We start from the raw sequence: 21,753 nt of genomic DNA, 5'->3' as shown, positions 1-21,753 counted from the left end.
AGCGAAGGTTAAGTTCTGGAGAAGTCACCATATTTCACTGTAATTTCATTTGCACAAAAGTCTCTGGAATCGATTCGATAATGTCGGATGCAATCAGCCCGCGGTTTTTCTTTGCTCCGGCCAAATCCCCTGCCATACCATGGTGGAATACGCCACAAAGCGCGGCCTGTTTGGGATGATACCCCTGTCCTAGAAATGAAGACAAAACTCCCGTCAATACATCGCCTGAACCTGCGGTTGCCATGAACTTGTTGCCGGATGAATTGAAATATTGACTTCCGTCGGGGCAAGAAATCGATGTATATGCACCTTTCAGCACAATGTAAATTTGTTGCTTTTGCGCAAATTCCCTTGCCTTTTCTAACCTATCTCTATGACATGCTACGCCACCGACAATCCTTTCAAACTCCTTCAAGTGTGGCGTCAAAATGCTCCCGGAGGGAACAAAGTCGAACAAATGGGGATATTTAGCCAACAAATTCAGTCCATCCGCATCTATCACTACAGGCCTTTTTACGGATCGAAGGATTTCTGCAAAATAATCCGGATCGATGTCAAGTCCCCACCCCGGGCCAATTCCTATCGCATCGTATTTTGATAAGTCTCTTAGCTCAGAATTATCCGCCACCATCGCTTCAGGTACTGAAATTTGAAGGATTTGCTTTTCAGAACTCGGTACCGACACGAACACCAAGCCACTTCCCGTCCTTAGAGTCGCTTTTGCCGCCAAAACCATGGACCCGACCTTTCCGGTTTTTCCCCCGATCAACAAAACACGTCCAAAATCTCCTTTGTGCGAGAACTGATGGAAGCGTCTATGCATGGAGGGGATGTCTTTATACTGAACATATAATCTGCCTTCGGACATGCCTCCCAAAAATTGCTCAGGAATGCCTATATCCTTCAATAACATTTTGCCGACAAAAGCGGCATGTTCCGGAAATAACAGAGAAAGCTTGGGAAATTGAAACGTCACCGTATAATCCGCCTTAACCGCTTCCCCTTTTAAACAGTCGTCTGCAGGAATGCCTGAGGGAACATCTATCGCAATCTTGTCTCCAGACATTCGGTTGATGATTCGAATCCCCTCGAGAAAAACCCCCTCAACCGGGCGATTGATCCCAACACCAAATATTCCATCAATCACAATCGGGTTTTGAACGGTTCCTGATTGAAAATCCCTCCAGAAAACTCGTGAGACGCTATTTGGCAACCGACTCCAATTGATCTGATAATCAGCGCTAGATTTTTCTGATTCTTCAAAAAAGACTACCATGACGCGCTTATATGTTTCAGAAATCAATCGAGCGATCGCCAGTCCATCACCACCATTATTTCCAGGGCCGCAAAATATAATCACCTCCCGTCCAAAATCGGGGAAGTGTTGCACCAGCCAATCTGCAAACTGATTAGCTGCGCGCTCCATCAATTGCCAAGATTCAATGTTTTCTGATGAGATGTAAGCCCTATCCAGGACCTTAACCTGCGTACCCGAAAGGATATTGAGCATTTTGCTAGGTGAATGACGGTTTAAACTCCAATTTCGGGATTCTTACCAAAAGCAAAAAGCCCAAACCCACCAAGAAGAACAGGCCAAGAAAAAGGGCACTGTTCCGCATGTTTCCAGTAATCTGTTCAATAAATCCGTAGGAAAATGTCCCAAAGACCACCGCAAGCTTTTCTGTCACATCAAAAAAACTGAAGTATGAGGCATGTTGCGTTGTTTCAGCCGGAATCAGCTTCGCGTAAGTCGATCGTGAAAGTGATTGAATTCCTCCCATTACCATTCCAACAAAAAATGCCAGCGCATAGAATTGGTACTCATTGACAACATAATAAGCCGCACCACAAATAAGTAACCAAACCAAAACCATGATTATGAGTGAAAGCTTGTTACCAAACATTTTAGACACATAAGCGAATAAATAGCTCCCCGCAATGGCCACTAATTGAATTATCAGAATAGTCAGAATTAGTTTATCTCCCGGAAGCATCAGTTCTTTGTCGCCGAAAGTCGCGGCTAGGTACATAATCGTTTGCACTCCCATACTGTAAAAAAAGAATGCCAGCAAAAATCGCCTAGTAACCACAGTCTTTCGGACAACTTTGAATATACGTTTGATTTCGCGATACCCCTTGAAAAAGATCGCCTTCTTGACTTTCCGGTGATAGGGATTATCCGGCAAGAAACGAAAGGCAATTTGAGCAAATCCAATCCACCAGATCCCTGTAATCAGGAAAGACCACCGCGCCGCCTCACCTCCATCAGTAAGTCCAAACACTTCGGGAACCTGCACCATCGCCAAATTTAACACCAGCAGTATTACGCTTCCGATGTAGCCAAGAGAAAATCCACGGGCACTTAAAAAGTCCATTTCATCCTCTGTTGCGATCTCGGGAAGAAAAGCATTGTAAAACACAATACTTCCAGAGAACCCAATACTCGCCAATACTGAACAAATTATCCCAAACTCCAAATTAGACCCATCAAAAAAGAAAAGCCCTGCGCATGACACTGAACCGATATAGGCAAACAGTTTCATAAATGCCAGCTTCTTGCCACTGTAATCGGCAATTCCAGATAATAGCGGTGAAATTAAAGCAATCACCAAGAATGAAAACGAAATCGAATAGGAATATAGAACCGTGTTTACAACCTCTATTCCAAAGAAATTCACTTTATCCCCCAAATCCTCAGACTGCGTAACGCTGTTGTAGTATACCGGGAAAATAGTCGAGGTAATGACCAAACTGTATACAGAGTTGGCCCAATCATACATAGCCCAAGCATTTTGGACTTTTCGGGTGTTGATATTCTTAATGACCATAGTCTAAAAACTAAATGAGCCACCCAGCTTTAGGGTAGCTCATTTCATTTATTATTAACCTCTATCTCCTTTCTTATTGAATCTTGTTGGTAGATGCGTAGAGAATTTTTCTCGCATCAGCCTCTCTCAATTCAAATTGAACGTCGGATATCGGACCCATCTTAACCTCCCGGTCAGCTTTTAGTGAAATTGTTATTTGATCTCTTTCTGCTTCTGACAACTTGTCCTTTTCCTGGTTTACCCAAAGAATAATATCCTTGGTATTAATTAGGACATCATTAGCTTGTATTCTTGGTTCAACGCCGTAAAGTGCGGTATTTTTTGGCTTTCCAAGAAACAAATATGAAATCAAGGTTTTCTTTTCCAACTTTTGAAGCTGAGTGGCCTGTGGCAGCTTTTGCTCCACCAAGATGTCCTGCTCTCTAAGCACAGTTGTTACCATGAAAAAGAACAACAACATGAAGATGATGTCTGGCAAGGCAGAAGTTGGAATATTCTGCGAAGTTTCTGTTTTTTTGCTAAACTTTCCCATGTCAATTTCCTCCAATTTTATCTGGTTCTGCGATAGAAATAGCTAGGGGAATACCCTCCTTGCCCCTATCCATTAGCTCCTTTTCAGCGGGAGTCTTTCCAGTCAGTGCCCGATATTGGTCTGCAGTCAGACCAACCCTCTCCGCATAGATCTCGAAATACGCACGCTTCACCTGATCGAGAACCTCCAAATACTTTTCGTAGCTAGTTCCCCGGTTGGTCTTAATTGAAACCACAGCGCCCCCTACCATGGGGTGGTCAGATGATGCAGGATCTCTTTTTGCCATACCCTTTAGGGATGGTGGCAAACTGTTATAAAGGGCCACAGCATCTTCATCTGGATTTCCAAAGTTCAACAAGAACTCTTTTATCTGGTTCGAAAGATTATCCGTGTTGTCCATATACTCTCCCTCCACAAGGAGTTGGTCATTAGCGTTCACCAGAATGTTGAAGATGTTACGCTCGTTCAACTTGATCTCTGGGGGAGGCTGATTTGGATCCTGTTTGGGAGGAAGTAAGTTTTGGATACCTTTATTAGAGGCAATGGTAGTTGTTACCAAAAAGAAGATCAAGAGGAGAAAAGCAATGTCCGCCATGGAACCAGTGCTGATCTCCGGTGGGTTTCTATTTTTGCTTCTAGCCATTACTTTACAGCTTTACTGATTTCTGCGTAAATGATCGCCACAAAACTAATTATCCCCAACAAGTAGGTAGCATAGAGACAACCTCCGATAAATTTAGACATTTCTGGTGTCAAATTGAAAGGATCTCCAGCAAACTTGGCGCTCACCTCTCCGTCGGAAATCAAGTAGGAAACGACCAAAATACCACCGATGGCCAAAACACCCAAACCTGATTTCACCAAGGAACCGGGATCATCCAAGGACTTGATAAGAGGAAGAACTATTGCCAATACAATGCCTACGATAAGCATGATATCAGCCACGTATAAAGAAATATCTATTAAATCCATATCATTTTGAGGATTAGGTTAACTGTAATCAATAATTGGTAAAAACCAGCTACAAATTACTTTGATAATTTATGCTTCACGAGAAGGTCAACCAATGAAATGGAAGCATCTTCCATATCATTTACCAATCCATCGATTTTGGAAATCAAATAGTTGTAGAAAAGCTGAAGAATGATAGCTACAATCAAACCAGCGACAGTAGTCAAAAGGGCCACTTTAATACCACTGGCTACCAGTGATGGAGAAATGTCACCTGCTGCTTCGATTGCGTCGAATGCTTGGATCATACCGATTACAGTTCCCAAAAATCCTAACATCGGGGCAAGTGCAATAAACAATGAAATCCAAACCAAACCTCTTTCCAAACGACCCATTTCAACAGAACCGTAGGAAATAATTGATTTTTCAACCATTTCAATACCCTCAGTGTACCTCATCAAGCCTTGAGTAAAAATAGAAGCAACTGGGCCTTTTGTATTTTTGGTAACATCCTTTGCCGCTTCGATACCGCCTTGTGCAAGTGCATCCTCTACTTTTGTCAACAGTTTTTTAGTATTTGTTGTAGCGAGATTCAAAGTGAATATCCTTTCAATGGCGATTGCCAATCCAAGAATCAAACAAATCAATACCGGAGCCATCCACACTGGATCACCCTCGATGAACTTTTCTTTGATAACTTGGTGGAAGGTTTTTTCCTCAGCTACGATTTCATCATCGACAACAGCAGGTGTGGCAGGAGCCTCTTCTACGGCCTCTTGCACGGCCTCTGTTGCTGCAGAATCTGCTGCTGCATCTTGAGCTTTTGTAATTACCGGGAAGGCTAGCATTCCGGAAAGCATGAACAAAGCGATCAACTTTTTCATAATGTAGATTTTAAATTGAATTTAGATAAAGGTTAAACGGTTTCTAACTTAATAATGAGATTTTAAAGTTATCATTTTTTCAAATGAATTTGCAAACGATATTTTCATAAATTTTTTCAATCTCTATTGCCAATTTTTTCAATTTGATAGAATCGCAAGCTAAATCATGAAAAAGGATCCATCCAAATCATTTATATGAATGGAAAGTCTTTCCCTTAAAAGGAGAGATTATTTGGGTTTTCGAAATTGCGATGTTCAAGGCTTCATCAACAGCTTGGAAAGATAGAAAACATATGAATTCGAAAATCATGAAGAAACGTGTGATTTTCTGTCAGTTGTTTTGGCCATCTTGAACTCGTTAAGACCAAATCAACGCCGATTCATTTCAATTCAAGCTGCTCGACAGGGACTGATTTTGAGCCACGGATTTCATTAAACCTCTTGGTCAACTTTTCCAAAAGTTCAGGCTCGCTGCTGGCAATATTGTTTTTCTGGCTGATATCTGATTTCAGATTGTACAACTGATATCCTTTGTCGTTTCCAAGTTCGATATTGACCTGGGTCTGGACAGCAGGTCCATCGTATGGAGGAATCATCACAAAATCCCCGCTTCTCAGGGCGGTTCTTGTGCTGGCTTCCAAAATCAGTTCTTCTCGTCCCATTTTGGAATCACCCATCAAAACTGACAGCAAATCCATGCTATCGTCAGCGCGGATATCACTCCCCACTAATGTGGCCAGAGAAGTCAGCAGATCCAATTGGGAAACCATCGCGTCAGAAACCCCCGGCTGAATCCTCCCTTTCCAGTAGGTAATAAAAGGTACCCGAGTCCCCGCTTCAAACAGGCTGTATTTGCCGCCACGGAGCGGTCCAGCTGGCGCATGCGTACCCAATTTTTCAACTGCATCATCGTAATAGCCGTCGTTCAAAACGGGTCCGTTGTCCGATGAAAAAATCACCAACGTATTTTCCAAAAGTCCTTCCTCCTCCAAAGTCTTCATCAACTGACCGACACACCAGTCTGCCTCCAGAATCACATCTCCTCGCGGTCCCATGCCGGATAGGCCTTCGAATCTGGGATTCGGAGTCCTAGGCACATGTGGTTGCTGCATCGCATAGTAAAGGAAAAACGGTCTTGATCCAATTTTCTTTTCACGGATATATTTCTGTGCTTTTTCCAAAAAAACATCCGCCATTTCCTCATCGACCCACCTGGCCTTCTCCCCGCCTTTCATAAACCCAATTCGAGGTATACCATTTACAATGCTGTTGTTGTGTCCATGATGCCATTTCATTTTGAGCAATTCGGGATTTTCCAGCCCAGTGGGTTCGCCTTCAAAATTTTTATCATAATCCACCAAGATTGGATCATCCTTTTCCAGCCCTGCCACGCGGCCGTTGTCGATGTAAACAGTCGGGACTCTGTCCTGCGTGGCTGCCATAATAAAGGCATAATCAAACCCAACCTCGTTTGGTCCAGGGGAAATCCGCTCGTTCCAATCCACGTGACCGGTACCAAGACCAAGATGCCATTTGCCGACGACACCAGTGTTGTAACCTTTTGTCTTGAGCATCTTAGGAAGGGTCATTTGATCAACACCTATCAGCAAAGGAGCGGTACCCGGCAGAATCTTCGCATTTTCATTCCTCCACGGATAAATCCCAGTCAGTAAGGCATATCTGCTGGGCGTACAGGTCGCAGACGTGGCATATGCATTCGTAAACTTGAGCCCTTCGTTGGCCAAGCGGTCTATGTTGGGAGTTTATAAGGCTGTGGCACCATAGGCGCTGAGGTCGCCATAACCTAGATCATCGAGGTAAATGATGATGATGTTGGGGTTGTCGATGGTGCCGTTCCCCTCCGGTTTTCGTTGGCTACAGCCGAAAAGAAAAACGAACAACATGAAAACAAAAATCCTACCGGATATAATTTGAACCTTCATTTGAATTTATGATATGGGAAAGTTTTTGACACTGATGAACGCTAAGTTTCACTCATAAAAGGACACACCTTTTCCAAAAATAAAAAGATGAGTCTACAGATCCCCTTTTTGTCATCATATAAATATGGACATCCCCAAGAAAAAAAGAATAGCAAAAGATCCAAGGGTCGAGTTTTAAAGAGGCTGGTCTCCAAACCTTTAAATTAAAAAACCCAGTCAAAATTGACAGGGTTTTTCGGTTTTGGCAGAGAGGAAGGGATTCGAACCCTCGATACCCTTTAGGGGTATACACACTTTCCAGGCGTGCTCCTTCAACCACTCGGACACCTCTCTATAAGTTGATTTTCCTGAATCGGAGTGCAAAGAAATGAATTTATTTCCCCGAGTGCAAACCTACACGGTAAATTTTAAGAAGATCGAATCAGGACATCTCCCCCACCATCGGTTCAGTAAGTTTTTTCCTGACTTCGGAGTCTTTGGTCTCGTTGCCGAGGAGGAACATCATCTTGGTAATCGCCGCCTCCGTGGTGATATCTCCACCACTGAGAACCCCGATGCGCAAAAGATCCTTGCTCGTTTGGTAGCGTCCTTGGATGACGCGGCCGCCATTGCATTGGGATACGTTCAGGATGATGATACCTTTTTTGATGGCATCGGAAAGGGAATCCAAAAACCACTTTTCGCTGGGGCTATTTCCCGAACCAAAGGTCTCCAAAATCACTCCCCTCAGGCCTTCGATCGCAAAACACGAATCCATGACCTGTCGCGTAATGCCAGGGAATAGCTTCAAAATAATCACCCGATTATCCAACTTGTTGTAGAATTTCAGCTTACTGCCAGTCTTCAGGGGACTGATCGCAGCAAAGTTGTAGTCAATGATAATTCCAGCCTCAGCCAAAGGTGGATAATTTTCGGATTCAAAGGCATCAAAATGCACACTTTGCACTTTTTTGGATCGATTCCCTCGAAGCAACATGTGGTTGAAAAATATGCAAACTTCCGGGACGATGGGCTTTCCGTCCATCTTGGCTGTCGCAATCTCCAAAGCAGTCATCAGGTTTTCACGGGCATCGGATCGCATCGCCGAAATGGGCAACTGCGCCCCCGTGAAGACGACCGGCTTATTGAGTCCGTGCAGCATGTAACTCAGCATAGAAGCCGAATAGGCCATCGTATCCGTTCCATGAAGGATAACAAAGCCATCGTAGCTATCATAATTTTCAAAAATGATGTAGCCCATATCCACCCAATGCTTCATGTTGACATTGGATGAATCGATCGGCTCGGGAAAGGAAATCACTGTAACGGCTATGTTCATACTGGTAAGGGTTGGCACCTTTTCCAATATTTGGCCGAAATTGAAAGGAACGAGGGCCCCCGATTCATCGTAGGCCATGCCCAAAGTACCTCCCGTGTAGATAATCAGCACGGAAGCGGTGGTTTCGCTTTTTGCACCGGTATTGAGTCGGACTATTTTATAGTTCATCCTGGATAATGCTTGAAGATGGTTTGCGCATTTTTTTCTGTAACTGCCGAAATATCCGCTAGGGAAGTCTGGAAAATATCTGCAACCCGCTGCGCAATGAGTGGAATGTATTCAGGTGAATTGCGCTTGCCACGGTGTGGCACTGGCGCCAAATAGGGCCCATCGGTTTCCAACACGATTTTTCCCATACCGACTTCCGGGAGTACCAAATCCAATCCCCCGTTTTTATAAGTGGACACACCTCCGATTCCTAGATAAAAACCCAACTCCATTATTTGCCTTGCCTGATCTGAAGTACCAGTGAAACAATGGAAAATTCCGAATAGGTTCTCGTCCTTTTCCTCACGGATGATCGATATGGTCTCATCCATGGATTCCCGACAGTGCAAAATGATCGGCCAACGCTTCTGCTTGGCCCATTGGATTTGTATTCGCAAGGCTTCTTTCTGCTGGGCGAAGAACGTTTTGTCCCAATATAAGTCCAATCCTGTCTCACCGATTCCGGCAAACGCCCGCTTTGAGATCCATTCTTCCATGACATACAACTGCTTTTCGAAATCCTCCTTCACATCGCATGGATGCAGTCCCATCATGGGAATACAGATTCCCGGGTTTTTCGATTCAGCATCCAACATCGGCTCGATGGTATCGACGTCCACGTTGGGCATATATATATGGTGCACACCCTGTTCTACCGCACGTTGGATTACGTCCTGACGGTCTGATTGGTACTTGTCAGAATAGATGTGGGCATGGGTATCGGTAAATCTCATCCGTATTTTCTTCCTTTCCAGTCGGTTTTGGAAGGCCAAAAATAATAAACTATCGTGGACCATGCCGTAGCGAGATAGTATAATTCAAAGAAGACAAAATCCCGTTTTTTCAATTTTTCACCCGTTTTGGACGCAAACAAGTAAATAAAGAATCCTTGTGTTGCTACTTTAAAAAGCCAGACCGCCAATCCTTCAAAAGGATGTAAAAAAACCAAAAACAAAATTGCTGGAAAAAAAGCAACCTGAAGCGCCAGGAGCAGCTTCCAAAACATCGGCAACTGCATAGCTCCGTACATCCAGCGCTTCCTTTGCCTGAGTAATTCCCCACAGCCTTGCATCGCTTCAGTTTGGGCGAGATTCTCATTTGACACGAGATGAATCGATCTAAAACCTTTCTCTTTGATGGCTTTCCCGATTTCGAAATCCTCAGTCAGTGAAAAGGGAATACCTGCAAAACCGCCCACGGCTTCGTAGGCTTTTTTGGTGATCAACATATTGTTGCCCATGGAGGTGACGGCATTGCCCCAGTCGCTGATGACCTTGACCATCCCGAGTGTCAGCCACCAATCCATCCCCTGCATCCTGGCAAAAAGACTTTTTGGAGCGACGGAAGTAATGCCTGTCACCACTCCAGCCTGCGATTCCAATTGTGCGCGGACCATTGATTTCACCCAAGTGGGCGGAAGAACACAATCTGCATCAGTAAACAAAAGCAGGCTTCCTTTACTTTTTTCCGCCATTTGAGCGAGTGCATTGGCCTTCCCGTTCATATTTTCAGGATTGCCCTCTGAGATTTTCATGATATGGACATGGTCCTTCTGTCTCTGCCAATCTTCCAAAATCTCCCAGGTACGGTCTCCACTCCTATCATCCCCGAGAATGATCTCCAGCTTATCGAGCGGATAGTCCAGCTTATTGACCGAATAAAGGCATCGTGGCAGGTTTTTCTCCTCGTTGCGGCTGGGAATCAAAATGGTGACGTGCGGCCATTCTTTGGGTATTTCTCCTCTGAAGCCATAAAAATTGAAAACCAAAAAGGAGCTCAGCAGGAAATCTTGGAAAACCAAACCGATCACAATCAATATGGCAGCAAACTCCATCACAGGACGCCGGTCTTGAAACCCTTGTCTGACAGCCAATCCAAATAGTTTGGCAGTACTTTCGGCAACATATCCTTTGTCTTTTCTTGATCATGGAATACTACGATGGATCCGTTGCGCGTGTATTTCACGGATTTTTGGAAACAGATCTTCGGGTCGAGCTTTGAGTCAAAATCCCCCGACAACACATCCCACATGATGATTTCGTAATCCTTGGAAATAATGCCGTGTTGGCTTTTTGTAATCCTGCCGTAGGGTGGTCGGAAAATGCGTGGCACTCTTTCAGTTTTTTCCAGCAAGATGTCCTGGCACTTTTTCAGATTTTCAAGGTAAAAATCATCCCGAGTCCTGCCTCCATTCAGATGGTTGAAGGTGTGGTTGCCGACTTGGTGTCCCGCGGCGATTACTTCTTTTGCCAAGGATGGATTTTTTGATACGTTATCCCCAACCATGAAAAAGGTAGCCGACATGTTCCTTTTTGCCAATTCTGCTAATACATAGTCCGTCACGCCGGGCACGGGCCCATCGTCAAAAGTGAGGTAAACGATCGCCTTTTGACGGTCCTTGTGCCAAACAAAATGTCTGAATAGTCTCGGGACAACAGAGGGAACGTGGTGCATCCAAACCATCGCTACTGAAATCTAATGCTGAGAAGCGTGACATCGTCGGTTTGCTCGCTGCTTTCCGCGAACTGCTCCAATTCCTTGAAAAACAGTTCGTGAAACCGGTGCGGATCGATGCAGAGTTTTTTCCTCACAAATTGCATGAAGCGATCGTCCCCGTAGGCTTCCTCCGCCTTGTTGAACCGTTCGGTCAATCCGTCGGTGTAGAGGTGGACCGTGAAATTGGTCAAATGGCTTCTTTGGCCTGTTTCCAAAAATGGCAAAACCTCAAAGGCCCCGATCACCGTAGTACCGGCACCGAGATTTTCGCTTCTTTGCTCCCCTTCCCAACACAACACGGCGGGATTATGCCCAGCGTTGACATATTGGAGTGTTCGGTTTTTGAAATGGTAATGACCGAGGAAGAAGGTGATGAAGCGTTCTCCTTTTGTGTTGTCATATATGGTGTAATTCAACTGCTCCACGATCATCTTTAAATCCCTTGTGCTCCGCAAGAGCGTCCGCAACGCAGCTTGAAAATTGGACATCAGCAAGGCCGCAGGCATTCCCTTGCCCGAAACATCCGCAATACAAAAGAATACTTCCTCCTCTGAGGGCTGAATCAGGTCATAATAATCGCCGCCGACCGTCGAATGCGGAATGTAAGTGACCTTTGCACGCATTTTTTGGGAATCCGGCAAGACCGCGGGAAACAACATCCGCTGCACATTGGAAGCAATTTCGACCTCTTTCCGCAATCGCTCCTGTTCGAGTTGGCGCTTCGCAAATCGTTTGTTTTCCAAGGCAACGACCATGATATTGGTAAGGGCTTGGGTAAAGTCGAGATCCAGGTCTTCTTTTTCCTCCTTCTTTTTCAAAAAGAGGATCGCGAGCATTTTTTCTTTGTGAAAAACAGGCAAATAATTCTCCAGTTCGCTGAATGAATAAGGTGCTTCCACTTCGATATGCAATTGCCCGGAGTCCTTGTCATAATGGACTTTTCGATCGGAAATGATATCAGGAACCTTGTTTTTGACCCCGTGGGAGATACGCTTTTCGAAATGGTCTTGGTTGACCATGTACAAAAGAATCGAGCGGATATTCAAATGTACCAAGCAGGTAAATTTGAATATGTCCAACAGCACCGCTGCGGGCTTGTTCTCATTGATCGCTTGGGTAATCTCCAAAAGCGCCTTGAGCTCGAGTTCTTTCCGTTGGTATTTTACAATGGATTTTTCCACAGTTATTCAGTTTACTAGAGCGCATTGTGCTCCATGAGGCCTTTTTTGGTAGCGAGAAAGTACAAGTTGCGGCCCAATTTGAACATATCAAAACGCTCAAAAACCTCCTCATCCGGGCTGTAAAGACACTTGATGTATCCTTTTTCGCAAGCAGATTGGAGCGTCTCCAACAGCTTTTCCTCAGACCAGCCCAAGCTTTCCAGCAGATAGCCGAAAGGCTGGACAAAGTACAACTCGTCCAAAAGGTCAAACTCCGAATCGGTCATTTTATTTTGCATTTGCCCTTAAAATTACTGCTTGCGCCCATATTTCCGGTCCTTCCAGGTATAATTTAGAAAAAGCGTTCCTATCGCAGCGCCCAAAACATACCAAGGATGAATGATGCTGGTGACCCAAAAGCTGAGGGCCGGATTCAAGATCGAATAACTCTTCAGCACCTTTCCAAGTGCCAATTTTTCATACCAAATCTTCAAAAACCAAATAAAGAAAAAAACCAAGGCGCCCTTCCATCCTTGGAACAACAATACCAAAGATCCGACCCAAGCCAACTGAATGATTGCCGGAAATACGGCTGCCAACATATGTACCATTGAACCGTGCATGCGCCATTTGGATGCCCATCTGATGCGTTGGGAAAACAATTCCGGCCATTTCGCATGCGGTAGGGTCTTTACGAGGACATTTCGACTATTCATGTATCTTGCCGAAACAGCCCCAAATTGGCGGACGGTTTTTTTCAACAAAAACTCATCGTCACCGGTAGGAATGTGGGTATTGCCCTCGAAGCCATTCACTTTCAAAAACGATGATTTTCTAAAGGCCATATTGGCCGCACTGCACATGATCGGATTTCCAAGCGAAAAGCCAGCCTGCGTGACAAGGAGTATGCTCGCCCACTCGATCTGTTGAAATCGGTCAAAAAATCCGCTTTGTCCCGAGCTGATTACCGGGCCGGCGACCAAATGGACGTCCGATTCTTCAAATGCAACCACCATGCCTTCTACCCATTTGTCTGGAAGTTCGCAGTCGGCATCAGTCGTCAGGATGATGTCGCCGTTTGCCATTTCTACGCCCTGCGCGATCGCAGCCTTTTTACCGTGCGATTCGGCTGCCACCGAGACCAGATGGATCTCACTCTCCAAAAACACTTCCCGGTAATCATCCACAAGACCCGCACCACCATCATCGCTGTGATCATCCAGCATGATAAGTTCCAACGGACGGTGGGTTAGCTTCAATACAGAATCCAGCAAAGCCCCCAGGTTTTTTGCCTCATTTCTATATGCGACGACAATCGAAACATCCGTTACGCCTTTTTGTCTTGGAAGACCGGACGCCATATCCCTCCACAGCTTCCCCAAACCGCGCAGCAGCAAGGCATAAAGTATCCCGAAGAAAAGGTAAAAACTCAGCATGGAAATGGTTAAACTTGCGGTAATGGGTAAAGAAGAAAAAAAAGAGGGAAAGGAAAAAATTATTCTGGGAATCGACCCCGGCACCAACGTGATGGGATATGGAGTCATATTGACAGAAGGTAAAAAATACAGCCTGTTACAATATGGCGTCATTCATCTGAAAAAGTATGAAACCCACGAATTGAAGCTTAAAAAGATTTTTGAGCGGATCACGGGTTTGATAGAAGAATTCTTGCCAGACGCAGTTGCTTTGGAAGCTCCGTTTTATGGAGAAAATGTCCAGTCCATGTTGAAACTGGGACGGGCGCAAGGCGTGGCGATGGCAGCCGCGCTCGCCCGGGAGATCCCCATCACGGAATATTCGCCCAAAAAAGTCAAGCAATCTGTCACCGGTAACGGAAATGCATCCAAGGAGCAGGTTGCGGAAATGCTAAAGACTTTGCTCAAAATACAGGAAATCCCAAAGCTGCTCGATGCCACAGACGCCCTTGCTGTGGCAGTTTGTCATCATTTTCACGAAGGAAGGCTTCAAACAAGAGGTAGGTCTGAGGGTTGGAAGGCATTTTTGGAAGAAAATCCAGACAGAATAAAGCCATGATTCAAAAAAGTTGTACTTTTCGGCTGTTTGATTGTCGCGAAAAATAACCCATCAGCCACTTGGAATCCCTACAACAGCTTTTCGGCAGATTCTTAGCATTGCCCCAAGAAAGCCAAAACAAACTGGAAAGTATTCTTACGGAAAAAACCCTGCAAAAAGGGGAGCTCTGGATTCAGGAGGGAGAAATCTGCGACAAGATCGGTTTCATTGAGCGGGGATTGATGCGTTCGTTCTATTACAAGGACAAAAAGGATATCACAATAAGCTTCAGCACAAAGGGTGAGTTTATTTCCTCAATGTCAAGCTTCATTTCGCGAATGCCTTCCTACGAAAGTGCCGAGGCGCTGGAGATCTGTCAAGTTATCGAGTTCCAATATGACCAATTAATGCCATTGCTCATCGAAGACCGTCATGTTGCGTACCTCTACCAGCGAATTCTCGAACAGAACTACATTGAGTTGGAGGAGCATTTGATTTTTTCAAAATTCAAATCCGCAAAAGAAAGATACTTGGAGTTGATGGAAACAAAGCCGTATATCATTCATAAAGCTTCGGTAGGTCAAATCGCTTCGTATTTGGACATGAGCCTTGAGACGCTCAGCCGCATCCGTGCAACTATCTGATTTTTTGCCTTTGATCAATAATCTTGGCTGAAGTAAAGGGTTAAATTTGTAATATCCCATTATATTAAGGGTAGAGCAACCTCAACCATTGAAAATTTAAACCCAAATGAACTTCAACCTATTTCAAGCAAAAAACCTTCTTGCAATTTTTTCTCTCAGTCTGCTTTCAGGATGCAACAGCTCTACCAACGAGCAACTTTTTGATTCTTCGAAACTTAGCAGAGCAAGCGCCGAAGAAGTGGAAAAAGTGGTGGAGCAATTCATCCTTGCCGAAGACAGTACTGTGATCGAGATTCCAGCCGGATTCTTTGAACTCAAAACCCAACTTATCCTTGACAACAAAAACGACATCACTATCCGAGGTGCAGGAATGACTGAAACGGTGCTTTCCTTCAAAAACCTCAAAGCAGGCGGAGAGGGTGTAAAGCTTGTCGGTAACCGGATAAAAATCGAGGACCTCACCATCGAAAACGCACCGGGCGACGGCATCAAAGCCCAGCATGCGGAGGACATTACCTTCAGAAAGGTCAATGTAACTTGGACACACGGACGCAAATCGGATAACGGCACCTACGCCATCTATCCTGTCCAATGCAAAAATGTCCTTATCGACGAATGCGTGGCCTCCCACTCCAAGGATGCCGGTATCTATGTTGGCCAATCGGAAAATGTTGTAGTTCGAAACAGTTTGGCCTTTGGCAATGTGGCGGGTATCGAGATCGAAAACTGTGACAACGCCGAAGTCTATGGAAACATCGCCCGAGACAATGCAGGCGGAATTTTGGTCTTCAACCTTCCCGGTCTACCGAAAGCAGATGGTAGGGGGACGAAGATCTACAACAACGAGGTACTTCACAACAACCATGTAAACTTTGCGGTGCCAATCAGCGATGAACCCAATGGTAACACCGTGACAATGATTCCTCCAGGTTCGGGAATCGTCCTTCTCGCGGCCAAGGATGTGGAAATCTACGGCAACAAAATCCATGAAAACAAAACGGTAGGTCTTGCCATCGCCAACTACCATATTACCGGTTTTCCGATGGATGCCCCGAATTGGTCGCCTTTTTCAAGCAATATTTATATTCATGACAACGACTACAAGCGGACTTGGAGGTTTCCTGACATATCGAAGGAATTTGGACAATTGATTACTGTACACAATGCGACGGGAATCGGGAGAACCCAAGATATCATCTATGACGGCTTTTGGGACAAAAATCTCGGCAATGCAATCCAATCCAATCCCATGAAGATTTGTATTGAAGAATCCCAAATGGCAGACCTTCACTTCTCCCTGTTTGACCTTTGGGAAGGTGAAGAAAACATCAAATCAAGCAAAGACTACAGTCCGTTTGTGTGCAAGGGCCAAATTACGACGGATGTGAGCGCCATTACAGATTTGAAATAACCATGAGAAAGCTGATCATTGTCTGTCTTCTGTCAATTGGCGCCTGCAAGCAGAATTCGCCTGCTGAGTCAGAAACAATTGTTGCCGAAGAAGTCATTTGGGAGGCTCCTGCCGTGGATCTTTCGCAGGTAGATTTTTCCCAAATACCTTTCAAGAATCTTTCGGAATACGGTTTTTTTCTCGGGCAAATGAAGAAAATGATTCCCGCGGAGGGAGTGCTTTTGTACGAACCATCCTCTTCCCTATTTACCGATTATGCCCACAAATCCAGATTCATCTGGATGCCCAAAGGAAATCCCGCCCAGCTTCTGGATGATGTGGAAGGCAGCATGGATTTTCCGGATAAAACGATCCTGATCAAAAATTTCTTTTACCCGGCGGACTTCAACAGACCCTCGGAAAACAGGAGAATTCTCGAGACCAGACTGCTGATCAGGCGAAACGGGACTTGGGATGCATTCCCCTATGTATGGAAAGACGACCAAACTGACGCAATCTACAAGGTCGTCGGGGCCGAAATCCCCGTGAAATGGACTGATGAAGCCGGAAACGAGCAAGTGATCAACTATATCGTTCCCAACAAAAACCAATGCAAAAACTGTCACAACAAACAGGAAACGATGGTACCGATCGGGGTAAAAGCCAAATACCTCAACCACGCCATCACCTTTGCTGAGGGAGAAAAAAACCAACTGCTGAAATGGCAGGAAGCAGGATACCTTTCCGGTCCGACGGATATTGCTTTATTGCCGTCCATGGTCGATTACCGGGACGAAAATCACTCGCTCGAGCTGCGTGCCATGGCCTACCTGGATATCAATTGCGGGCATTGCCACCGGGCGGAGGGGCCAGCCAGTACTTCGGGGTTGTTTTTGACCTATGAAGAAAAGGACCCGCTGCGACTTGGCATTAACAAAGCCCCTGTAGCAGCCGGTACGGGGGCAGGTTCCTTCAAATACGACATCGTCCCAGGCCATTCCGACCAGTCCATCCTTACCTACCGCATGTCTACCAACAAAGTCGGCGCTGCCATGCCCGAAATCGGCCGCGTGACGGTCCATGAGGAGGGAGTGAAATTGATCAAGGCGTGGATAGATGGGATGAAATAAAAAAGCAGCCTTTCAGCTGCCTTTCTGTGATCAATCTTTATAAATGCTATTCGGCCATTTGTCATTGCCGGCATTGATATCGGTGATGACTTTGTCTGGGTCGATCTCGACTGCGACGACTGGTTTGTCTACTTTGAGCAAGTGGTTCCATTGGTTGCCTTTGAACCAAATTTCGACGGGAAGCATTCTTCGCTCCTTTTGCCCGTCCTCATAGGTGATTTCCAACAGTACTGGCATGGGGATCTCTCCCAGATTTGCTAGGGAAACGACGTAGTTGGCACCGTACGGGTACACGCCGTTGATGGCCAGGTCGATGTTGCCATTGCTGTAGAACCAGCCCTTCCAGAACCAGTCAAGGTTTTCTCCCGTGACGTTTTCCATGTGGTTGAAGAAATCCGTCGGCTGCGGATGCTTGTAGGCCCATGTCTTGATGTAGGATCTGAATGCCTTGTCAAACTTCTCAGCCCCCAACACATATTCCCGCAGCATGATCATTCCGAGGGCGGGTTTGACGTAGGCTACCATTCCAAGGTTGTTGGATAGGGTACGGTCTGGGTGGGTAGCGATCGGCTCGCGGTCCTTGTTGGTCAGCCATCCTACATTCCTGCGGGTCTGGATGAGGTCGTTGGTATACTCACCTTTGTTGAAAGCCAAAAAGCTGTAGTAGTTGATAAAGGTATTGAAGCCCTCATCCATCCAAGCGTGGCGACGTTCGTTGGTACCCACGATCATCGGGAACCAATTGTGGCCAAATTCGTGGTCGGTCACACCCCAAAGGCTCTCCCCTTTGGACCTCCAATGGCAGAAGTTGACGCCCGGATATTCCATACCATTGATTTCGGCTGCGACGTTGACAGCCACTGGGTAGGGATATTCGTACCACATTTGGGAATAGTGCTCTACGGAAGCCTTGCCGTATTCGGTGGATCTGCCCCACGCTTCCTGTCCATCACTTTCAGCCGGGTAAACAGACTGTGCCATGGCCTTTTTTCCAGAAGGAAGGTTAATGCGGGCTGCATCCCAAATAAAGGCTTTGGAAGAAGCAAAGGCTACGTCCCTGGCGTTTTTGATCTTGAAATGCCAAGTCAAAGTGCCATCCTGTTTTGGACGTGTGATCTCGTATTTTTTGATTTCATCAGGCTTGACCAGGTACACGCGCTCATCACTGTTGGCGGCCTGGGCCATTCGGTTCTGCACCTCCTTCGAAAGTACTTGGCTTGCGTTGACCAATTCGCCAGAGGCCACAACAATATGGCTGTATGGAACGGTGACTTTGTATTCGAAATCCCCATAGCCCAAATAAAACTCACCCGCACCGAGGTATGGATCTGTATTCCAACCGGTCACATCATCGAATACAGCCACCTTGGGATACCATTGGGCCATGGCGTAAATCGTACCATCCTTGACATTGAGTCGGCCCATGCGGTCCATACCTTTCTCGGGAATTTTGTATTCAAAGTCCATCGAAACGGTAGCTTTTCCGCCATTTGCGGGAATCGGCTCGGCAAAACTCACCTGCATCCTCGTGTCGGAAATGAAGTATTCACTTGAAATTGGCCTGTTTTTCCCGACAATTTGTGCCTTGAGGTTGGCGATTTTGTAACCCCCGTTCACATCTCCGTTGTAGCGGTTGCCCTGTACAGGGGTAGTCAGAGTACCGCGTGAATCAGCCATAAACCTGTTTTGCTCCAAATATAGCCACACAAAATCCAGTGACTCGGGGCTATTATTGTGATAGGTAATCGTGATTTTACCTTTTAGCATATGCTCCACGTCGTCCAATGCCACGTCAATGTTGTAATCTGCGCCATTTTGCCAATACATCGGCCCGGGCTTTCCAGACGCAGTCCTGTAAGCGGTCCCTTGTCGGTATCCAAATTCAGTAAACGCACCGTCGCGGTTGTCTTTGACCTGCTGGCCATTTACAGCCAACGAAACACTCATGCAAAGCAAGAGTACCCATATTCTCAATCCCATATTTCAAATTATTTTTAAAGTTGCCGAAAATAAGGAATCCGACTTGAAGAAAAAATCATTTTTGGTGCTGCCAGGTTTCCGAAATCAAAAAAGAAAGGTTTTCAGGCATTGACACAATAAATATTTAAAGCCACCTCCCCTTTTTCCTTCAGCTGGCAGAATGAAAGTTTGTTGCTTGGGAAAAAATGGAAGTAATTTGTTTCATAACTTACCACAACTGATGATGAATAAATTTTGGATTTTATGTTCATTGATTGCCACGATAAATATTTCGGGGTTCAGTCAACAAGATACATCCACGGTTGATTTGGGGGAATTTATACTTCAGGAAAACCGGATGGAAATCCCCTTTAACAAGACTTCCCGCAACATCAGCGTCATCGGGCGGAAAGCCATCGAGACCACGCCGGCCCGCAGCCTTCAGGAAGTGCTTTCTTTCACACCCGGCGTGGATGTACGGCAGCGCGGCGTTTCTGGCGTCCAAGCAAATATCGGCATCCGTGGCGGAAGCTTCGAACAGACCCTCATGTTGCTCAATGGCATCAAGCTCACCGACCCACAAACGGGCCACCATATGATGAACATTCCCGTCCCGCTCCAATCCATTCAGCGGATCGAGGTATTGAAAGGTCCAGGCTCGCGGATTTTTGGACAAAATGCATACGCCGGTGCCGTCAACATTATCACGGAACTGCCAGAAACTTCGATGTTTAGGATGCAGGCCTATGGAGGCGATTTTGGGGCCTTGGGCGGACACATTATAACCTCAGCGCCGATTGGAAAGTACAAACAGACAGTGTCACTATCGAGAGACCAATCGAATGGCCATTGGTACAATTCCGATTTTAAAGTCAACAACCTTTTCTATGAATCGGGCATAGACATCAATGAGAAAAACGAGATTCGGACGATGTTTGGCTACACGGATCGGGACTTTGGCGCCAATGGCTTCTATACCAACCGCTTTCCCGACCAATGGGAGGCTACCGAAACCTACCTCGCCTCCATCAGCCATACATACCGGGCCGAAAGGCTCCAAATTCAAACCCGTGGCTATTGGCGACGAAACGATGACGAATTCAGATTGAGACGACTTGAGCCGGAGTTTTTCACGAACCTACACACTTCGGATGTCCTTGCCTTGGAAACCAACGGTACCTATCAATCCAAATTGGGCACGACAGGATTTGGCTTGGAAGGAAGGCAGGAAAACCTCGAAAGTACCAATTTGGGAGAACGAGAACGACAATTCATGGGCATCTTCGCAGAGCACCGTAAAGAAATCGGCGAAAAATTGGACTTCAGGGTTGGGATTTATTCCAACTATTACGACCAATACAAATGGCGGCATTTCCCCGGAGCGGAAGTCGGCTACCAACTCAGCCCCGCTTCCCGTCTGTATGCCAACTACGGTGCGAGCTTCCGGGTGCCTTCTTTTACCGAACTGTACTACCAAGACCCGTCCAACAGTAGCAATCCCAATCTCTTGCCCGAAGAAGCCCAAACCTATGAGGCGGGATGGAAAGTGTGGAAGCCCCGACTGAGAACAGAATTGGTATACTTCTTCCGTCGCACCGAAAATCTCATCGACTACGTCCGCCAACCTTCGGAAATAGATCCAAACCCAAATCGATGGACTCCAGAAAATATCACGGCTGTAGATTTCCATGGGATTGAGACATCCTTCCAATATTTCCTCAATTGGGGAAATGGTGATGCCAAGCTTCGTGAGTTCCAAATCAGCTATAATTACATCAACGCCAACCTCAACCAAGCGCCTGGCTTGGAATCACGCTATGCGCTCAATTCCCTCCGCCACCAACTGATTGCGGGCATTCAGGCGGAGTTTTTCCAACGGGCAGAATTTACGCTGAAGGCCCGGTACATCGAGCGGATGGCCTTGGATCCCTATTTCCTGATGGACGCACGCTTGGATTTCAATAGGTTAAAAAAATTCGGATTCTTTGTGGAGGTCTCCAACATCACTGATACCGACTACGTCGAAGCCGGCTGGGTTCAAATGCCGGGCAGATGGGCCAAGGCCGGGGTGACGGTGAATTTGGATTAAGAAAATTTATTGGTTCAAAATCAGGCGATTATTTACAAAAGAAAAAAATTCGGTTTTCTTTCTTTGCAGTCAAAAAAATAAAAAACATATATTTGCACTCCGTTCTGAAAGGGAGCGGTTTTCGGGAGTTTAGCTCAGCTGGTTCAGAGCATCTGCCTTACAAGCAGAGGGTCGGGGGTTCGAATCCCTCAACTCCCACTTCGAAGCCC

Annotated in this window: 21 protein-coding genes and 2 tRNA genes; 6 read left to right on the top strand and 17 right to left on the bottom strand. The window is 45.9% G+C overall.

Annotated elements, in window-relative coordinates:
• Window positions 1-34: 34 nt before the first annotated feature.
• The 16 genes from C943_RS20380 to C943_RS20310 form a co-directional block, all read right to left on the bottom strand.
• The gene (locus C943_RS20380) at window positions 35-1,510 is read right to left on the bottom strand and encodes a bifunctional ADP-dependent NAD(P)H-hydrate dehydratase/NAD(P)H-hydrate epimerase (protein ID WP_008631751.1); all 1,476 of its coding nucleotides are present in this window, start codon (window positions 1,508-1,510) and stop codon (window positions 35-37) included.
• Between the two features lie 4 nt (window positions 1,511-1,514).
• On the bottom strand, window positions 1,515-2,828 hold the full coding sequence (locus C943_RS20375) for an MFS transporter (RefSeq protein WP_040481607.1): 1,314 nt from the start codon (window positions 2,826-2,828) through the stop codon (window positions 1,515-1,517).
• Between the two features lie 73 nt (window positions 2,829-2,901).
• Window positions 2,902-3,360 carry an ExbD/TolR family protein gene (locus C943_RS20370; protein WP_008631747.1) on the bottom strand — a complete coding sequence of 153 codons (459 nt, stop codon included), beginning with the start codon at window positions 3,358-3,360 and terminating at the stop codon, window positions 2,902-2,904.
• A 1-nt stretch (window position 3,361) separates the two neighbouring features.
• Window positions 3,362-4,003 carry an ExbD/TolR family protein gene (locus C943_RS20365; protein WP_040481605.1) on the bottom strand — a complete coding sequence of 214 codons (642 nt, stop codon included), beginning with the start codon at window positions 4,001-4,003 and terminating at the stop codon, window positions 3,362-3,364.
• Window positions 4,003-4,332, bottom strand: a complete 330-nt coding sequence (locus C943_RS20360) for a hypothetical protein (RefSeq protein WP_008631744.1) — start codon at window positions 4,330-4,332, stop codon at window positions 4,003-4,005. The genes C943_RS20365 and C943_RS20360 overlap by 1 nt, the downstream gene beginning before the upstream one ends.
• A 56-nt stretch (window positions 4,333-4,388) precedes the next feature.
• Complete coding sequence (locus C943_RS20355; RefSeq protein ID WP_008631743.1) at window positions 4,389-5,195, bottom strand: MotA/TolQ/ExbB proton channel family protein; 807 nt, start codon at window positions 5,193-5,195, stop codon at window positions 4,389-4,391.
• Between the two features lie 380 nt (window positions 5,196-5,575).
• Window positions 5,576-6,940 (bottom strand): sulfatase-like hydrolase/transferase, encoded by a 1,365-nt coding sequence (locus C943_RS20350; protein ID WP_425411279.1) that lies wholly within the window; start codon window positions 6,938-6,940, stop codon window positions 5,576-5,578.
• Between the two features lie 18 nt (window positions 6,941-6,958).
• Window positions 6,959-7,138, bottom strand: a complete 180-nt coding sequence (locus C943_RS22655; protein WP_425411278.1) for a hypothetical protein — start codon at window positions 7,136-7,138, stop codon at window positions 6,959-6,961.
• Between the two features lie 242 nt (window positions 7,139-7,380).
• A tRNA-Ser gene (locus tag C943_RS20345) sits at window positions 7,381-7,471 on the bottom strand.
• 88 nt (window positions 7,472-7,559) lie between these two features.
• Entirely contained in the window at window positions 7,560-8,624 is a 1,065-nt protein-coding gene (locus tag C943_RS20340; RefSeq protein WP_008631742.1) for an asparaginase, read from the bottom strand.
• A complete protein-coding gene (locus tag C943_RS20335) occupies window positions 8,621-9,397 on the bottom strand; it encodes a TatD family hydrolase (protein WP_008631741.1) in 777 nt (258 codons plus the stop codon). Before C943_RS20335 ends, C943_RS20340 begins: the two co-directional genes overlap by 4 nt.
• Window positions 9,394-10,536, bottom strand: a complete 1,143-nt coding sequence (locus tag C943_RS20330; RefSeq protein WP_245545575.1) for a glycosyltransferase — start codon at window positions 10,534-10,536, stop codon at window positions 9,394-9,396. The genes C943_RS20335 and C943_RS20330 overlap by 4 nt, the downstream gene beginning before the upstream one ends.
• A complete protein-coding gene (locus C943_RS20325) occupies window positions 10,497-11,126 on the bottom strand; it encodes a polysaccharide deacetylase family protein (RefSeq protein ID WP_008631737.1) in 630 nt (209 codons plus the stop codon). Before C943_RS20325 ends, C943_RS20330 begins: the two co-directional genes overlap by 40 nt.
• A 2-nt stretch (window positions 11,127-11,128) precedes the next feature.
• Window positions 11,129-12,340: a PP2C family protein-serine/threonine phosphatase gene (locus tag C943_RS20320; protein ID WP_008631734.1), complete on the bottom strand. Its 1,212-nt coding sequence runs from the start codon at window positions 12,338-12,340 to the stop codon at window positions 11,129-11,131.
• Window positions 12,341-12,354: 14 nt separating this feature from the next.
• Window positions 12,355-12,606: a hypothetical protein gene (locus C943_RS20315; RefSeq protein WP_008631732.1), complete on the bottom strand. Its 252-nt coding sequence runs from the start codon at window positions 12,604-12,606 to the stop codon at window positions 12,355-12,357.
• Window positions 12,607-12,630: 24 nt separating this feature from the next.
• Window positions 12,631-13,755: a glycosyltransferase gene (locus C943_RS20310; protein WP_008631730.1), complete on the bottom strand. Its 1,125-nt coding sequence runs from the start codon at window positions 13,753-13,755 to the stop codon at window positions 12,631-12,633.
• Between the two features lie 22 nt (window positions 13,756-13,777).
• Here C943_RS20310 and ruvC point away from each other — a divergent pair, with 22 nt between their 5' ends.
• The 4 genes from ruvC to C943_RS20290 all read left to right on the top strand — a co-directional run bounded on the left by ruvC (window position 13,778) and on the right by C943_RS20290 (window position 17,496).
• Complete coding sequence (ruvC, locus tag C943_RS20305) at window positions 13,778-14,353, top strand: crossover junction endodeoxyribonuclease RuvC (protein WP_040481602.1); 576 nt, start codon at window positions 13,778-13,780, stop codon at window positions 14,351-14,353.
• Window positions 14,354-14,412: 59 nt separating this feature from the next.
• Complete coding sequence (locus C943_RS20300) at window positions 14,413-14,976, top strand: Crp/Fnr family transcriptional regulator (protein ID WP_008631725.1); 564 nt, start codon at window positions 14,413-14,415, stop codon at window positions 14,974-14,976.
• A 106-nt stretch (window positions 14,977-15,082) separates the two neighbouring features.
• Window positions 15,083-16,387: a parallel beta-helix domain-containing protein gene (locus C943_RS20295; protein WP_008631723.1), complete on the top strand. Its 1,305-nt coding sequence runs from the start codon at window positions 15,083-15,085 to the stop codon at window positions 16,385-16,387.
• A gap of 2 nt (window positions 16,388-16,389) precedes the next feature.
• Window positions 16,390-17,496 carry an SO2930 family diheme c-type cytochrome gene (locus C943_RS20290; protein ID WP_008631720.1) on the top strand — a complete coding sequence of 369 codons (1,107 nt, stop codon included), beginning with the start codon at window positions 16,390-16,392 and terminating at the stop codon, window positions 17,494-17,496.
• Between the two features lie 30 nt (window positions 17,497-17,526).
• On the opposite strand, the gene C943_RS20285 is transcribed toward C943_RS20290, so the two are convergent.
• Complete coding sequence (locus C943_RS20285; RefSeq protein ID WP_040481599.1) at window positions 17,527-19,476, bottom strand: M1 family metallopeptidase; 1,950 nt, start codon at window positions 19,474-19,476, stop codon at window positions 17,527-17,529.
• A gap of 220 nt (window positions 19,477-19,696) precedes the next feature.
• On the opposite strand from C943_RS20285, the gene C943_RS20280 reads away from it, so the two are divergent.
• Together C943_RS20280 and C943_RS20275 are read left to right on the top strand one after the other, a co-directional pair.
• Entirely contained in the window at window positions 19,697-21,544 is a 1,848-nt protein-coding gene (locus tag C943_RS20280) for a TonB-dependent receptor (protein WP_008631711.1), read from the top strand.
• 123 nt (window positions 21,545-21,667) lie between these two features.
• A tRNA-Val gene (locus C943_RS20275) sits at window positions 21,668-21,742 on the top strand.
• The last annotated feature ends 11 nt before the right edge of the window (window positions 21,743-21,753 follow it).

This window comes from Mariniradius saccharolyticus AK6 (assembly GCF_000330725.2).
GTDB lineage: Bacteria > Bacteroidota > Bacteroidia > Cytophagales > Cyclobacteriaceae > Mariniradius > Mariniradius saccharolyticus.
Note: the sequence above shows the minus strand (reverse complement) of the source record. Positions and strands in the feature narration are given on the sequence as shown.